Annotated in this window: 1 protein-coding gene; it reads left to right on the top strand. The window is 60.2% G+C overall.

The genetic code is table 11. The features are described 5' to 3' along the window. On the top strand, positions 1–269 hold a 269-nt coding region (locus SB753_RS37570), incomplete at both ends, for a DUF3313 family protein (RefSeq protein ID WP_410805225.1).

Genomic DNA, 269 nt, shown 5'->3' with positions numbered 1-269 from the left:
GATGACGACTCCGCCAAGGTGCCGTACCGGTTCGCGGCCCCCGTTGTCTGGTCGCGTTACAACCAGGTGATCGTCGATCCCGTCGATATCTATCGGGGCAATGACAACCAGTTCGGGGATATGAAAGATGACGACAGGGCGGCGCTCGCTGGCTACATGGGCAAGACGTTCGCGTCGAAACTGTCGAAGCGTTTCGAAATCGCCGCACAGCCTTCGCCTGCAACCCTGCGCATCAAGCTCACGCTGACGGGCGCGGAACAAACCACGAC

The sequence above is a fragment of the Paraburkholderia sp. SIMBA_053 genome, assembly GCF_046534895.1.
GTDB lineage: Bacteria > Pseudomonadota > Gammaproteobacteria > Burkholderiales > Burkholderiaceae > Paraburkholderia > Paraburkholderia caledonica.
Note: the sequence above shows the minus strand (reverse complement) of the source record. Positions and strands in the feature narration are given on the sequence as shown.